General features: G+C 26.7%; 15 protein-coding genes and 1 other RNA gene. 13 read left to right on the top strand and 3 right to left on the bottom strand.

Features of this window, described 5'->3' with window-relative positions; translation table 4 throughout:
• Positions 1-83: 83 nt before the first annotated feature.
• On the bottom strand, positions 84-632 hold the full coding sequence (locus ACT1UH_RS01120; RefSeq protein WP_438340803.1) for an inorganic diphosphatase: 549 nt from the start codon (positions 630-632) through the stop codon (positions 84-86).
• A gap of 112 nt (positions 633-744) precedes the next feature.
• Here ACT1UH_RS01120 and ruvA point away from each other — a divergent pair, with 112 nt between their 5' ends.
• The 13 genes from ruvA (at position 745) to hpt (ending at position 14,266) form a co-directional block, all read left to right on the top strand.
• A complete protein-coding gene (ruvA, locus tag ACT1UH_RS01125; protein ID WP_438340804.1) occupies positions 745-1,356 on the top strand; it encodes a Holliday junction branch migration protein RuvA in 612 nt (203 codons plus the stop codon).
• A complete protein-coding gene (ruvB, locus tag ACT1UH_RS01130) occupies positions 1,340-2,287 on the top strand; it encodes a Holliday junction branch migration DNA helicase RuvB (protein WP_438340805.1) in 948 nt (315 codons plus the stop codon). The genes ruvA and ruvB overlap by 17 nt, the downstream gene beginning before the upstream one ends.
• Before the next feature lie 87 nt (positions 2,288-2,374).
• Complete coding sequence (secDF, locus tag ACT1UH_RS01135; RefSeq protein ID WP_444705111.1) at positions 2,375-5,017, top strand: protein translocase subunit SecDF; 2,643 nt, start codon at positions 2,375-2,377, stop codon at positions 5,015-5,017.
• 15 nt (positions 5,018-5,032) lie between these two features.
• Positions 5,033-6,292 (top strand): histidine--tRNA ligase, encoded by a 1,260-nt coding sequence (gene hisS / locus ACT1UH_RS01140; RefSeq protein WP_438340807.1) that lies wholly within the window; start codon positions 5,033-5,035, stop codon positions 6,290-6,292.
• A 1-nt stretch (position 6,293) separates the two neighbouring features.
• Positions 6,294-7,967 (top strand): aspartate--tRNA ligase, encoded by a 1,674-nt coding sequence (gene aspS, locus ACT1UH_RS01145; RefSeq protein WP_444705112.1) that lies wholly within the window; start codon positions 6,294-6,296, stop codon positions 7,965-7,967.
• A gap of 14 nt (positions 7,968-7,981) precedes the next feature.
• Entirely contained in the window at positions 7,982-8,224 is a 243-nt protein-coding gene (gene secG, locus ACT1UH_RS01150) for a preprotein translocase subunit SecG (protein WP_438340809.1), read from the top strand.
• 12 nt (positions 8,225-8,236) lie between these two features.
• Positions 8,237-10,381 carry a ribonuclease R gene (rnr, locus tag ACT1UH_RS01155; protein ID WP_444705113.1) on the top strand — a complete coding sequence of 715 codons (2,145 nt, stop codon included), beginning with the start codon at positions 8,237-8,239 and terminating at the stop codon, positions 10,379-10,381.
• 31 nt (positions 10,382-10,412) lie between these two features.
• Positions 10,413-10,844, top strand: a complete 432-nt coding sequence (gene smpB, locus ACT1UH_RS01160) for an SsrA-binding protein SmpB (RefSeq protein ID WP_444705114.1) — start codon at positions 10,413-10,415, stop codon at positions 10,842-10,844.
• A gap of 1 nt (position 10,845) precedes the next feature.
• Positions 10,846-11,238, top strand: a transfer-messenger RNA (tmRNA) gene (ssrA, locus tag ACT1UH_RS01165).
• Positions 11,239-11,860: 622 nt separating this feature from the next.
• Positions 11,861-12,037, top strand: coding sequence for a DUF2188 domain-containing protein (locus ACT1UH_RS01170; protein WP_438340812.1), 177 nt, complete (start codon positions 11,861-11,863; stop codon positions 12,035-12,037).
• 2 nt (positions 12,038-12,039) lie between these two features.
• A complete protein-coding gene (locus ACT1UH_RS01175) occupies positions 12,040-12,912 on the top strand; it encodes a tetrahydrofolate dehydrogenase/cyclohydrolase catalytic domain-containing protein (RefSeq protein WP_444705115.1) in 873 nt (290 codons plus the stop codon).
• A 158-nt stretch (positions 12,913-13,070) separates the two neighbouring features.
• Positions 13,071-13,742, top strand: coding sequence for a deoxynucleoside kinase (locus ACT1UH_RS01180; protein ID WP_438340814.1), 672 nt, complete (start codon positions 13,071-13,073; stop codon positions 13,740-13,742).
• On the top strand, positions 13,712-14,266 hold the full coding sequence (gene hpt / locus ACT1UH_RS01185) for a hypoxanthine phosphoribosyltransferase (protein WP_438340815.1): 555 nt from the start codon (positions 13,712-13,714) through the stop codon (positions 14,264-14,266). The genes ACT1UH_RS01180 and hpt overlap by 31 nt, the downstream gene beginning before the upstream one ends.
• Before the next feature lie 415 nt (positions 14,267-14,681).
• Here the strand turns inward: hpt and tig are convergent, their stop codons facing one another.
• Positions 14,682-16,115, bottom strand: a complete 1,434-nt coding sequence (tig, locus tag ACT1UH_RS01190) for a trigger factor (protein WP_444705116.1) — start codon at positions 16,113-16,115, stop codon at positions 14,682-14,684.
• Positions 16,116-16,163: 48 nt separating this feature from the next.
• Entirely contained in the window at positions 16,164-16,865 is a 702-nt protein-coding gene (locus ACT1UH_RS01195) for a hypothetical protein (protein WP_444705117.1), read from the bottom strand.
• Between the last annotated feature and the right edge of the window lie 142 nt (positions 16,866-17,007).

The raw sequence follows: 17,007 nt of genomic DNA on the forward strand, positions 1-17,007 counted from the left end.
ACTGAAAAAACATTTTATATTTATAAATATAAAAAAATTTTAAAGTTTCAAAAAAAATGTAGCATTTTTAGCAATGCTACATTTTATAGATATTTATCTGGGTGTAATTCTTTCATTTTTTTAATGAATTCCTCTTTAGTAAGAGAGCCGTATTTTTGCATTAATTCGACACATTCATTATATTCATTTTGCGCTCATTTTGCATCTTCAAATCCAGTTATGCTGGTAATATTTGGGCCTTTGAAGAATTTATAGTTTTTAAAGAATATTTCTACTGAATGTAGTCACATTTTATCCAAGTCATCTAATGATTTAATGTGATCAAGACGATAATCATCAGCATGAACAGCGATTAATTTAGTATCAGTTTCACCTGAATCAATCATTTTCATTGCTCCAATAATTCTAGCTTCAACTGAGACACCAGGCATAAAAATTTCAGGTGAATAAACTAAGACATCTAGTTCATCGCCATCTCAATCAAGCGCTTCTGAAAGGTAACCATAGTTTGCTGGATATCTAAAACCCTCACGCAAAATTCTATCAACTTTTATTTTTTTGGTTTTTCGATCATACTCATATTTAATATTTGAATTTTTAGGAATTTCTATATTTACTATTACATTTTTCATAAATAAAATTTTATCAATTTTTATTTTTTCTAAAAAATTTCCCTATTTTTTCTTAAAGTCGATGATTTTTAAAATTTCGCACTTATATTTGAATTCAGGAGGAAGAAAAAAAATGACAATTTATTTATACGGAAAAATTGTACACACAAATACAAATTATTTTATTTTAGACCACAATGGTAGAGGTGAACTTATTTATGCGCCACAAATGAGTAGATTTAAAGCAGGGGAGGTGAGAAAAATATTTATATCTGAAATAAACAATGAATATTCTAGGGTGACATATGGATTTGACAATTTTAAAGAAATGGTAGTTTTTGAGGATTTAATTTCATTGCAAGGATTAGGCCCTAAAACTGCTATTTCAATATTAAATTCAGGTTGAGAAAATATTATTAATTATATTGCAAACTCTAATAAAGAAGAGTTAATAAAGGTACCTTATGTATCGCCAAAGATTGCTAATGCAATTTTATTGACCTTAAAGGATAAATATATTAAATTTATTTCAAAGATGAGTGATGAAGAAATGCAAAAATTCAATAAAGTTTCAAAAAACAACACAGTTTTAAAAGAATTTGAAGAAACAATGAAAATGTTAGGATTCAAAAATAATCAGATCAGACTTGCTCTTGATAATATGGAATTAACGAGCAATATTGAAGAATCTGTTGAAAATGCAATTAAAATAATTAGTCAAAAACAAAATGAAGCAAGAATTTAGAATAAAAAGTTTTGATAATTTTATTGGGCAAAATAAGATTACATCTACTTTAAAAGTGATGATAAACTCAGCACTAAAACAAAAAAGACCTATTGACCATTTATTATTTTACGGGCCACCAGGATTGGGGAAAACTACCTTAGCTCAAATAATTGCTAATGAGACTAAAAGTAACATCATTTATGTGCAAGGGCCCCTGATTCAAAAGAAAAGTGATATATTAACTTTGTTTTCTTCGTTGCGTGAAAATGATATTCTGTTTATTGATGAAATTCATGGTATAAATAAGAATATTGAGGAATTATTATACTCTGCCATTGAAGATTATGTTATTGATTTGCCTGTTGGTGTTGAAGGTGATATGAAAATAATGAGATTAAATTTAAATAAGTTCTCATTAATAGGGGCTACTACAAAATTTAATTTAGTATCAAATCCACTAAAAGATAGATTTGGATATATCGGAAAATTATTGCCTTATAGTAACGAAGAAATTAAAGAGATAATCAGTAATTCAGCCAATAGAAATAACATTATAATCGCACCAGATGCAATTGAGGAAATAGCAAGAAACTGTCGATCTACTCCAAGGATTGCTAACAACTTATTAAAAAGAGTTTATGACTTTGCATTATTTCGAAACTTAAATCAAATAGAAGCAAGTTTAGTAAAGGAATCATTTGAGTATCTAGATATATATCCCGGGGGATTAAATATTTTTCAGGTTGAATATTTGAGTATTTTAAAAAATGTATTTAAAAATAAAAGTGCTTCTTTAGATACTATAAGTTCAATTTTAAAAGATGATAAGGTAACAATAATTAATGATTTAGAGCCTATTCTTTTAGTAAAAAAGTTCGTTGAAAAAACTGTTAGGGGCCGAAGAATAACCAGCGACGGAATTGAATATCTAAAATCAATTAATAAATAACTAATAAGTTTTTATGTTTTTTATATTTAAAACTTTATAACTATTAAAATATATTCAAAATATAACAATTATTATATAATTGTACCTATGAATAAAAAAAATAAAATTAGCCCTGCAATAAAATGAGTTTTTAGTATTTTTATATTTATTGGGATGTTGTTAGCATTTATTTTTGGTTCTATTTTTTATTTAACACCAACATTGAATAAATTTAATCGTACTAATAATGAAATTATCGGAACTAAAACAGTTTTAAAAATTCAAAAAAATAGCAACCAAACAAGTTCTAAAAACGAATTACAACCAAATAAAATTGCAGATATTGTAAAGCAGTATCTTCAAGAAAAAGGTGATAAATTAACTTCTAACTATGATGTTAATTTATTGTCTAATAATCTTATTGAAGTAAAAGATTTGTCAGCAACTGATGATAAATCCCAAAAACAGCTTTTAGACTCATTAATTAAAAAACCTAATTTAACAATTACTGATCATAATGGTAATCCATTATTTTATAAAGGTAGATATCAAGGTAATGAAAGCTCATTTCATGGGTTGAAAGAGCTCATTGATGAAGGGTCTCAAAATTTTAACATGGATTTAGATCCAAATCCCGCAAGTGATAAAATACCTGAGGGTTATGCAGATAGAATTCAAATTAAATTGAATAGTTATGCATGAGATCAATTTACACACCTTGCATATGATTATTTTATAAGAGGTTTTCAACAACAAGGACAAGGTCAAGATGACCCTAGCTCAAAAGTATACTTTTGGTTAAATTTGGATGAATTCATTCAAAATGCCATTCAAAATGATAGAGAAAATTGAGATAGAGCAAAAAATAATCCTGTTAATTATGCATATGCCAATAATAAAGCAGGTGATGATGTTACACGCGATAAGGACGGAAAAGTATTAAAGACATTAAAACCAAGCTTAAAATATTCAATTAATGCCCAAAGATATTTAATTTCTGCAATATCTCCTATCTCGTTGATTTCATCAAAAAAACGTGATTCAATATTTTACTTAATTAATAATATTTCTAATGGTTATTCAAATAAACAATTAACTTCTTTAATTAATTTCTCATATACACCATTTAAATTAGAAAAACAAACCTCTTATTTTATTACTAAATCATATAGACAATTTGATTCATATATCATTGCTATAGTTGTTATGTGAGCCGTTATGTCACTATTTTTATTAATAAAGTACAGACTACTTGGTGTAACTGCTAGTGTTACGTTGGCATTCTTGATATTTGTATTTTTATCAATCATAACTGCTTTTGGTGTAGTTATAAATTCAATAATTGGACTAACAGCAATTATGTTACTATTTATTGCATTTAGTTTATTAATTAGAAAATTGCACATCTTTGCAAAGGAAATTAAGGAAGGTTCGAATACTAACAAAGCTATAAATAAGGCGACAAAAAGGTCATTGATATCTGGACTTGATGTAGTAGCTGTTATAGGCATTGGGGCCATTTTGGCTTTCTATTTAAATATTAATCATTCTTCAACTATTGGTGCGTTAATGGGTATTGGCGCTTTGTTAATTTCTTTTATTGTTATTGGTTTAAATACCATATTGTTTAGACTTATAATTCAAACCGAATCGTTTGATAATAAGAAGTATTTGCTTTTAAGTGCAAATAAAAAAATACATAAATTTACTTTAAAGATTAATAATTTCTTTAAAGTAAGACTACTTATTATTCCTATTATCGCTATTCTTATGGTGTCAATATTAATATTTGGTTCCTTTTCTGGAATACAAAAGTCAGCATTATTAGGTTTTAATGTCGATTCTAATTTAAAATTTAAGTTTATTTATAGTGTTGGTTTAAATTTCAAAAATGGCGTTGATATTAGTGGACAAACTACTATATTAAATGAATTGCAAAATTTTATTATTTCTCATAATGAAGGTGTTTTAATCGGGAAAGTAAAAGCAAGTGAAAACGGATTAAATTCGCTATTAATTTATTCTAATATGGATATGAGCAATTTAATAAACAACGAATTGCTAAAGTTATTTAATTCAAAGAATTATGCAGATGTTACTTTAGTAACTAGCTCTAATACTTTAGGAAATAACAGCATCGGGTATTCAACTGCCTGAATCTCTCTATTAATGCTATTAACCAATATTTGCATATTCATATATATCACAGTTAGATATTCAATGCAATCAGCAGTTATTTTTATAGTAAAACAAATTCTTTTGATTGGTTTAGTGTTGGGGATATTCATTATCTTTAGAACTAAAATTGATAATTTTGTGTTTGACGGTTTATTATTTGTTTCATTTATCAATATTGTTGATTCGGTAATCAATTCATCAATCATAAAAGATGAAATTTTAAAAGATACTAATACCAAGAACTTTATTTATAATCCAACCCAGGTTCATAATATTATCAAAATATTAATAAGTGATACCTTTACTATTCAAACATTTAATGTTATTTTGGGATTTGTATTATTATCATCAGCTCCATTCTTGCTTGTGAGTGTATCGTTTAATGCAATATTTTCACTTCAATTAGCATTGTTATTTACTTGATATTTAAACATGTTTATTATTCCAAGACTATTAGAACATTTAATTAATTTAAGATATAAAAATAAACACAAAAGAATTGAAAATGATTTTTGAAAAACAGAAAAAATCCAAGAGCAAACCTTTATTGGTATTAATGATTTTTCGATGTAATTTAGTGAGGAATATATGTTCAAAAGATTAAAAGGCACACAGGATATTTATAATAAAGAGGCTAAAATACTAAATTTTATTCGTAAGACTTTTGAGGGAATAAGCAAAAAATATAATTTCCAATTTATTGAAACACCAATTATTGAAGACTATAATCTTTTTATAAGAGCAGCTGGTGAAACTAGTGACATTGTAACAAAAGAAATGTATGTTTTTCGTGATAACGGCAATAGAACTATTAGCTTAAGGCCTGAAGGCACAGCATCAGTTATTAGAGCATATATCGAAAATAAGATAAATAATTTTACAAAGGCAAAATTATTTTACTTTGGTCCTATGTTTAGATATGAGCGACCACAGAAGGGTAGATATAGACAATTTATTCAAGGTGGAATTGAATTAATCGAAAAAAAATCAGTTCTCTCTAATTTTGAGGCAATTAAATTTGCTAATGATTTCTTGAATGATTTAAAAATAAATGATTCTATTTTAGAAATTAATAATCTTGGTAGCATTGAAAGCAGAAATAAATATATTGCATACTTAAAGGATTACTTTTTAAAATACAGAGATCAACTAAGTGAAATTTCAAAAATTAGATTAGAAAAAAATCCCCTTAGAATTCTTGATGATAAAGAGGAAAATAAAAAAGAATTTGTAATGAATGCTCCTAAATTACTTGATTTCTTAAGTTATAATGAAAAGCAGGAATTTAATGAGTTGTTAATTTTGCTAGATAAATTTAATATTAGATACAAGGTTAATCCATATTTAGTGCGAGGATTGGACTATTATACAGATATTGTCTTTGAATTTGTTTCAGACTCGAAGGCTCTTGGTTCGAAATCAACAATTCTTGCTGGTGGCAGATATGATGGAATGGTTGAATCTTTCGGCGGCCCTATGATCGGATCGATCGGGTTCGCTTTCGGCGTTGATAGAATATCTAACATAATTGCTTATAACATTGACAAATACGAAGAGATAAAAGAAGATTTAGATATTCTTATAGGTTATATAAATGATCACGAAAAAGATGAAATATTAAAAATCGCTTATGATTTAAGAAAAGAGTATAACATCGAATTCATTAATGAAAAATGCTCAGTTAAACAACTTTTTAAATTAAATTATCAATTAAAACCTAGAATGCTCATATTTAAGGAATTAAATTCAAAACATCAAGAAATAAAAATAAAAATTAAAGATATTGAAATTATTCATAAATACCATGACATCAAACAATTTCAAGAGATAATAAAGGATGTAATATAAAATGAAAAAAATATATTGTGCAGATTTAGATATAAATAATATAGGTAATAGTGTGGAACTGTTTGGTTGAGTGGCAACTAAGAGAAAATTTAAGAATCAAATGTTTGTTGATTTGAGAGATTCTAGCGGTATCATTCAATTGGTGTTTGTTAATATTTCTGACCCACTTTTAACCAAGGAAAGTTGCATTAAGGTTAATGGTATCGTTAAGAAGCGCCTTGATGCTAATGCAAACTTAAAAACAGGTGAAATTGAAGTTTTAGTTAATGAATATCAAATTCTTAATTCATCTAAACAAATCCCTTTTGATATTGAAGATGATAAGAATAATTCTGCAAATGAGGATTTACGTCTAGAATATAGATTTTTGGATATTCGAAATAAAAAAGTATTGAACAATCTTAAAATTAGACATAAATTATCGCTTTATATTAGAAATTTTTTCGATAAGAAAGGTTTTATTGAGGTTGAAACACCTATTTTAGCTAAATCAACTCCAGAAGGCGCAAGAGATTACCTGGTGCCAACAAGAAAAAAAGGAAGGTTTTTTGCACTACCTCAATCACCTCAATTATTTAAACAATTATTGATGGCTGGAGGTGTTGAAAAATATTTTCAACTAGCAAGAGTTTTTAGAGACGAGGATTTAAGAAAGGATAGACAACCAGAATTTACTCAATTAGATATTGAAATGTCTTTTGGCTCGGAGGAAGAAATCTTTGCATTATGTGAGGAAATGTGAGCAGAAGTTCTGGGAAAGTTAGGCTATAATATTGAAACAAAATTTCCACGAATGGATTTCGAATACTCAATGAAACATTATGGAAACGATAAACCCGACACAAGATATCCATATTTAATTCAAGATTATTCAGAGGAATTGAGTGATAAATTCGGAATGAAATATGTAAAGGGTATAATATTTGACCGGGATGTTAATGAGCATATTGATATAATTAATGAAATTTTTTATAAGAATGGTGGTGAGTTTTTTGAAACGTTAGATTTAACTTGTCCATCATGTGAAGTTAGCAAACACCTTGCAACAAAAAAAGAGTCAACTCATTTATCAAACCCGATCGCTTTAATATCGGCCGGTAACGATGAAGAAAATGTTTTAAAAGCCTTGGGTGCAATAAGAACACTATTGAATGAGCTATATAAGTTAGCAGATCCTAATAAATTAAACTTTTTGTGAATAGTTAATTGGCCAATGTTTGAATTTGATAAGGAAACTAATTCTTATGCTCCTGCACATCACCCGTTTACTCAATTTGATGAATCTACTGTTCATTATTTGAAAAATGATGAGTTTAATAAGGTTAGAGCTAAATCATATGATTTAGTTTTAAACGGTTTTGAGCTAGGTTCTGGATCGATTAGAATTCATGATCTCAATATTCAAAAAATGATTTTTGATATTTTAAAAATATCAAGAAAAGAACAACAATCAAGATTTGGCTTCTTCTTAAAATCATTTGAATACGGCCTACCACCGCATTGTGGCATTGCATTTGGTATTGAAAGAGTTTTAATGATTTTAACTAAATCATTATCCATAAGGGATGTTATTGCTTTTCCAAAAAACGCAAAAGGTGTAGATTTACTTACTTCAGCGCCATCAGAATTAGCAAAAGATCAACTTGCTGAGTATGGGATAGAAATTAAGAGTTAGGAGAAAATAATATTATGGTATGAGCATTAGTTGTAATTCTTTTAATAATATCCTTAGGTATTATAGGAATATCGTTTATGATGGCCCCAGATTCTAATAGTTTTAGCGGTGCACTTGTTGGTAGCAATGATCTTGACCTATTTAAAATTTCAAAAGAACGCGGAATTAAAAAAGTTCTTAAATGGTCGATGATTTCCTTAGGTATTTTAATGTTTATATTTGCAATTATTTTGCGCGTTGTTTGACAGCAAGGTTAAAACTTACATATAATGAACAATAAATTTTTTAAAAATTTTAAAAAATTAGACTCAGTTGAGATATTAAAATTCATTCAATCTCATCCACAAGGTTTAAGTTTTTTGGAAATTGTAAAGAAATTAAACATACATCCATCATTAAATACTGATTTATCATTAATACTTAAAAAATTGGAAGAAAACGAAAAAATCGAATACAAGAGGGATGGTTCCTATATTCCTATTTTTTATCTTACAATGGTCGAAGATATTGTTGCAATAACTAATAAAAGATTAGGTTTTATTGATTTTATTGACGCTAATGATGAATCGAAGAAAAAATCTGCAATTTTATTTCCATTTGAAACAAGAAATCTACTTGATGGCGATTTAATAGAGGCCAAAATTTTCTATTATTATAACGATCAAAATGAATTGTTATATAAGGCAAAAATTACAAAACTATTAAAACATAAAAAAAATATTTTGATAGGAAATTTCTTAAGATCGCATAATGGGAAGATTTATTTCGAAGCATCAAATGATCGAGATAAAGGAAAGTTTGAGATTTTTAATTTAATGAATATACCTAAAAATATAAATAGAGATGATGTTGTTGAGGTTTTTGTTTTAGAACCAAATGAAAAAAATATTGCTATTAAGTTTAATAGAATTATTACAAATATTAATTCTTTTGAATTTCCATTTGCTAAAATTCTCGCAGAAAATGAAGTTAGCCAGAAATTCAATGATAGTGTTCTTCTAGAAGCTTCCAATATGCCTACATCTGTTAGCGATCATGAAATTAAACAACGAAAAGATTTACGCAGTTTATTAACTGTTACTATTGATGGTCTAGATACAAAGGATTTTGATGATGCAATATCATGTTTTGTGTTACCCAATGGTAATACAAAACTTTATATTCATATTGCGGACGTTTCTTATTATGTAAAAGAAGGAAGCAAAATTGATAGTGAGGCATTGCTTCGGGGTACATCAATTTATTTGCCAGGTGAGGTTATACCTATGTTACCTTATGAATTATCTAATGGAATTTGTTCATTAAACCCTAATGTCGATAGATGTACTATTACACTTGAGTTAGAAATAGATAAAGAAGGTAATAATGTTAAAAAAGATATTTATGAAAGTGTAATTAATTCTAATTATCGCCTAACTTATAATGAAGTGAATGATTATTTTAATAAAAAGATAAATGTATCGTTAGAATTAAAAAAATTAATGGATGATTCGCAAAGAATATCAAAAATTATTCGACAATATAAGATCAAAGAAGGTTATGTTAATTTTGAAATTAAGGAACCAAAGTTAATTATAGAAAATAATAAAGTAGTAGACATCAAAATAAGAGAGGATGGCGAAAGTGAAAATATGATTGAAGATTTTATGGTTAGAGCAAATGAAACAATAGCGGAAATGATGTTTGAAAACCATATTCCTTCAATATATCGTGTTCATGATAAACCATCTGATGATAAGCTTTTTGATCTTCAAGAACTTATTAAATTTGCACATTTAAATAATATATTGGTACCTTTTGATGGAAACCCATTAAGTTTTTCAAAAATGGTAAATAAACTAAAAGAAAAAGGATTGGATGATTATATAAAAAATGCTTTTCTTAGAACAATGCAAAAAGCAGTATATTCATCTAAAAATATCGGTCATTTTGGTCTTGCTTCTAAATATTATTCACATTTTACCTCACCAATAAGAAGATATCCTGATCTATTATTGCATCGTTTAATTAAGAAATATTTGTTTGCTCGTAACAAAATTAGCAATGAACAATTTGCGGAGGAATCTAGTAAAATTGAGCAAATTGCGCTTATGAATTCTGAAAGCGAAAGAACGGCAATGACTGTTGAAAGAGACATTGTTGATATTAGAAAAGCTGAATATTTTGAATCACTAATCAATAAGACATTTGTTTCTACGGCCGTTTCTATTGAAAAATTTGGAGTATTTTTTAATATTAACGAATATCAAACAAGTGTTTTAATAAGATTTGAAGATTTGGATGATAATGTTATAAAAATTTCCAATTATGAAGCTAAAGGCGACCGCCTTTTATTCAAGGTTGGCCATAATTATAAAATAAAAATTATTGGGATTGAAAGAGAAAAGGGAAATATTAATGCGTCTTTGTGTTAATATTTCTTTTTTTGATCTTATAATATTATTTATGCCAAAGTTAATTATAAAAAATAAATTTGCTAAATTTGATTATGAGATTCATAGTACTTATGAGGCAGGAATTTCATTACTTGGTTGAGAGGTAAAAAGTTTGAGGGCACAAAATGCAAAAATAGATAATGCTTTTTGCTCTATTAGCAACAAAAATGAGGTTTGGATTAATAATTTGTATATTTCCCAATATATGCTAGTTAAGGGCGAATTGGATAGATCAAGAAAATTATTGATGCATAAAAAAGAAATTTTGAGAATAAGTAATTTAATTGATAGATTAGGCTTAATAATGATTCCCCTTTCGATTTATTGAGTGAACAATTATATAAAAGTTGAAATTGCTTTGGCTAAAAGATTAAAAAAATACGATAAACGCGAAAAAATTAAACAAGAAGAGCTAAAAAGAAACCTTAGAAAAATATATTAACGGGGATGTAATGGCTTCGACAAATATTTACGTATTTCAATTGCAGTGGTCTTGTAAACCATAATACTTCTAGGCTTTTTAAATGCAAACTTAGAAAACAAAAAAGAAAAAGACTACTTCATGACAAACGTTATGAATCGTCAATTAAATCCAGTATTTGCTTAATTAAAATCTGGTCAAAATCTTATAATGTGGCCCGCATTTAAGAATTTTGTTGTGTTGGGCTTGATTCAGTACTGTTTCAGTTAAGGGCTGAATGACTCAAACAAACTGACACCCTTTTAATTTTTTTTCTATTTTAATTAAAACTGGTTTAGCATAAAAATAGAATAAACTGTAGATATTGAAATATTACAATGTATGGACCGGGGTTCAATTCCCCGCATCTCCACCAAATGTAAATACACTAGCATGATGCCTTGGCATCATGTTTTTTTGTTTATGTTAAGAATCAATTATAAAAATAATTAGATAAAAATTATAGTAAAAATTTTTATTAGACAAATAGCAATATTAATAACTAAATAAGAGGAATCACCGATATACCAACGTCAAGTAAAATGATAGATGTAGAAAGTTAAAGAGTCGCCATTATTAAAAAACTCCTTAAAATTTATTTTTTTCAATTTACAAAAAAACTCAAAAGATATCGAAAGAAATGACCTTTTAAAATTTTGGGAGATAGCAAATTTTAAAATATTTAAGATATTTAGCAAATAAATAAATTTATGAAATTATTAATTTGTGGCGGCTTTATTTCAAAATAACAATTGTAATCTTGCTGAATTATTAAGTTAAATTTTACAATTATCATAAAAACCTATTTTATTGCTTTTTTTGATGGAAAGTTTAGAAAATAATTTAATCCGGTTTTTTGATAAAAAAATATATTAATAACAAAAAAGTTTTTTATTTTTTTTAAATAAAATAGCTTATTTTTAATTAAAAAATAATGTATGATTTTATAATATATAAAGTATTTTTATTGTAAATCTTAAAATAAAAGGGGAAAAATAATGGCAGTGAGATTAGTCGTAAATCATCCTGATGGATGGGCAGTAAAAAACCCAAAAGGACAAAGAGCTTTGAGAGTTTTTAAAACGCAAAAAGAAGCTATGGATTATGCAAAATCATTGAAGGATACAACGTCAATTAATGTGCAAAGTAAGACTGGTGCATTTAGAAAAGTATAAAAATGTACAATATTTTAGATGGTAAAAAAACTAAGGAAGAAATACAAACTAAAATAAAAAAGCAATTTGAAAACATGGCAGAAGATAAAATGCCAATTTTAGGTATATTACAGGTTGGTGATCTTGAGGAATCTAATATATATATAAAGCATAAATTAAATATTGCTCATTTCCTTGGGTTTAAAACAAAATTAATAAAATTAAATAGAAACGTATCAGAAGAAGAAATAAAGCATAATATTGATATTCTGAACAAAGAAACAACCGGTTTTTTAGTTCAGCTTCCTTTGCAAACGGATAAAGTCAAAAATCTACAAAAGTTACTTAATTGCATTAATATAACTAAGGACATTGATGGTTTGACACAATGGAATCAAGAAGCAAATTTTCTAACTAATTTTAATTCATTTCTCCCTGCTACAGCTCTTGGTGTTGTTATATTATTAAAAAAATATCAAATTAATTTTAATAATATGAATATTGCCGTTGTCGGTCAAAGCAAGATAGTTGGAAAGCCGCTTGCTGATTATTTTGAGCAAAATGGGTCTCATGTAAGAAGATATGATATTAATACTCCGAAGGACGATTTATTATTGAATGATTTAGTTGTTGTAGCAACTGGCTGCCGTGGCTGCCTGGACGGAATAAAATTAAAGGATAATGTTATCCTTATTGATGTAGGAATACATCGAATAAATGGTTTAATTGTCGGTGATATTGATATTTCTAAGATAAATAACAAAATATCATATTTAACTCCAGTACCTGGCGGTGTTGGACCCATGACTATCATTGCTTTAATGCTTAATTTGGTTAAGGCATATGATATACAAAACGATTTAAATTTTTTATCAAAAATATTGATAGATTTATAATTAACTTTATATGTTTTTTAATATAATTATTAACTGTTTTTTTATAAAAAAATAGCATATTACACAAATTGCTATTTTTTATTTTTTTACTATTTTTTGATTACAACATTTAGTAAAATAATTTAAATATTTTTAGTTTTCTTATTTAGGGGGTCTTTATGATAATAGGAATAAGTGGAATGATTGCTGCGGGAAAAAGTTCGCTTTCTTCCAAATTGGCTAATCATTATAAAAATTCTTTACTACTGAATGAATTTGAAGAAAATGATGAGGTATTCAATACTTTTTTAAAGTGATTATATGAGAAAAAACAAAATTTAACTATTAGTTTTCAAAGTTTTATTATTGAAAACCATTCAGCAAAATTTATGGAAATTTATAATAAATTGCAAGATAAACCCGATATAGATCGGCATTTGTTTTTGGATAGATTTTCTATTGAACATTATATTTTTGCTAAGTTAATTCTTAGCAAAAAGGAACCTAAATATTTTGATGGCTTCAAAGCCTTATTTTCTAAGTTAATTACAAAAAGCGAATTACCGGACTTAGTAATATTTCTTGATATAAGTTTTGATACTTTTAAGAAAAGAATTTTTGAGCGAGGGAGAGCTATTGAAATAGATAATTGAGATCTTAATTACGATTATTTCAAGAACTTGCATGAAAATTATTATAAAATTTTTAGAGAACTTGCTGATGATTTTCAACTTAATTACAAAATTATCGATACAAACAATTTATCTGAGGATGAGGTATATAAGCAAGTAGTAAAAATTATTGATGAAGAGGAAAAACAATGGCAGTTAAGACAATTGATCCACGAATAGAAAAAGTTCTTTTCAACCAAGAACAATTGGAATCAAAAATAATTGAACTAAGCAATTGAGTTAATGAAACATATAAAAATTCAAATAACTTAATTCTTGTCGGTTTATTAAAAGGATGCTTACCGTTTTATGCTCAATTGATAAAAACAATTAACATAGATTTTATTACGGATTTTATGATAACTAGTTCATATGACGGGAAAGACAAACCATCAGGAAATGTTAAGATAATTCTTGATCTTGTTAATAATATCGAGGGTCGTGATGTGTTAATAGTTGAAGATATTGTCGATACAGCAAAAACTATGACTAAGGTTGTGTCAATTTTGAAATCTAGAAATCCTAAGAGTCTTAAGGTCCTTACTTTATTAAATAAACCTAGTGGTAGAATTGTGGAATTTGAGCCTGATAATTATGGTTTTATTATTCAAAAAGAAGACTTTGTTGTTGGTTTTGGTTTTGATTGAGAAGAAAAAATGAGACAGCTGCCTTATATAGGTACAATTAAAAAAAGCATTATTTAATTGTGATTAAATAAAGGAAAAAAACAAAGAAAAATGAGCCTTCTTCAATATATGAGGTTTCAGCATTAAAACATTGATTTTTTACAGTTTTTTATTCCGTTGAGGAATTATTTTATAACTTGTTTTTACATTAGGAATTGCTATACCATGAGTTTATTGTGCAAGACAAAATTTATTGCAAACCACACCATTATAAGCGCTAGAAGATTGAAATTTGATGGAACAGGTGGACAAATTATTTGGCTCATTTATTAAATAATGACTATTAGGTATTGTAACATTTGGTTTTTATACTTTCTTTATCTTGCCACAAAGGGTTGTTGCTTGATACACAAAGCATACACTCATTGCTGAATAATTAAAAGAAATTATAAAATGCAAGACTTTAATCTTGCATTTTTATTTTTGCGTTTATCTATTTTTCAGCCTTGTCAGCCTTAGTTGTCGATTCTTTATCATTGTCCTTAGGTTTTGATTGTACCATTTTAACAATAGCTTGTTCAACATTCTTTTCATATTGTTTTATATTTTCTTCTAATTTTCTATATTTTTCATAATTTTCAGAATCGCTAAATTGGACTAGTAAAGTAAAAATTTTATGTGGTAGTTCATTTTGTTCCAATGATTTCTTTGAAACGAAGGTTTTTATTTGTTCTGGTTTTAAATTATATGATTTAGCTATTTCATTAACCTTATTTTCATATTCTTCATCAGTGATTTGTAGATTTTCCTCATCTACAATTTTTCCTAAAACAAATGATTTAAAAAGATTTTTAAAGGCTTCATCTTGATATGTTTTTAGAACATCCTCTTTATTGGTTTTTGTGAATTCAAAATAATCTCTTTCGCTAATCCCCTTTTGTTTTAGCTGTTGAATAAAACTTTTATAATATTTTTCAGCTTCTTCATTAATAATTATGTTAGAAATTGTTATTGAAGAGTTTTTGATGATTTCGTTGATTGCTTCATCTGTGTAGGTTTGCGAAGCTACTTGTAAAACTGCTTTTGTTGCTTCAAATTCAACATATTCATTAAATTGTTCGATAGTGTTTACTAATGGATTTATTTTTGCTTCTTTTAAGAATTGATCATTTACCTCTGGGTAATTATTTGTTTTAACTGAATTAATTTTTACTTTAAAGACTACATCTTTTCCAGCTAATTCTTTTGCATGATATGTTTCAGGGAATTTAAGATTTATATCTTTTGATTCACCACGATTTAGATTGACCATTTGTTCTTCGAAGCCAGGAATGAATTGATTTGATCCTATTACTATGTCAAATTTTTCAGCTTCTCCACCTTCAAATTTTTCACCATTAATGTAACCAGTAAAATCAAAATTTACACTATCACCCATTTTTATTGGTTCATTAGATTCAATGGAAACAGCGTAATTTTTTAGAATTGTTTCTTTGGTACCTTCAATCATCTTTTTATCAATGTTTGCAATGTTTAACTTAGTATTAAGTTTCTTATATTCACCTAAATTTACATTAGGAAATAGAGGGAATCTAAATACATATGTGGCACCTTGGTCAGAATAATCACTAACATCAAAACTAGGGTGATAATCATTAATAATTTTATCTTCGTCTTTAATTTGAGTAATTATATGATTTTTATAAACATCATCAAATTTATCATGAATTACTTTATTAAAAATTTTAAATGGATCAACTCTTTTTAGAGCTTCTTTTAAAGGGGCTTTACCTTTTCGAAATCCAGGAATTGTAACATCATTAGCTAATGATTTTTGAGCTTTTTCATAGGCCTTGGTTCACTCCTCGCCATTAATGGTATAATCGATAATTAATTCGGTATTTTCCTCATTGAATTTTCTTGACATTTTTTTGTTCTCCTTGAATAAAAAATATTGTTATTATTATAACATTATTTATTTAAATAATGAATATAATGATTTTTCATTATCTGATAGTGAATTTTCATCCCTTTCGCCAAATAAAACCTTAGTAACGTTGATTATTTCTTCATATTCGCTAATAGTTTTATTTTTTAAAATATTAATTCAATTTTTGAATAAATATGCACTGAATACTTGTCTGGCGATTTTGCTTTTTGCTACATCATTGCTGTAAATTGTTAATATTTCTTTTTCCAGTTTAGCAATTGCCTCATTTTTTAAAAATGAACCATCTATTTTAGGATTAATTATTATATTATTAACTTTGTAATTGTAATCAACATTCTTTGTTTGCAATAAATCATATATTAGCGTTTGAAATCCTCCGTTGTCAAAACCATCTCCATTAAAAAAGAATTGAAATTCAGATAGATATTCATTTATATCTCGATTTTTTAATTCATTATAGTTAAGCATAAAAATATAATCCATTTTTTTGTTTTTTAATGAATTAATTAGTGATAAAGTATCTAAATTGGTTTTTGTTTTTAAATTGTTTTTTTTAATCTGAAATAATATAGTATTTCTGAAAGCGTCAATTTCTTTTTGCATTGCATCAATAACAAATTTATTTCTCGAGTTATCTAAGAGATAAATCGCTTTGAGCGGGTCGTCATATCTTATTTCTGTTATTTTATCAATGAAATCATTAAATTCTTTTTCTATTAAATCCATAATATAAAATTTTACACTATTAACATTATTAAAATAAATAATGTTGCTTCTAACATTAATTAGCGTGAAAAATGAGCCACCGATATTTTGAATTTGTTTAATTATACATTTTGCATAATTTCTAATAAAAAAATATAAAAAA

This window comes from Mycoplasma sp. 332 (assembly GCF_052378275.1).
Classification (GTDB): Bacteria; Bacillota_I; Bacilli_A; order Mycoplasmatales; family Metamycoplasmataceae; genus Metamycoplasma.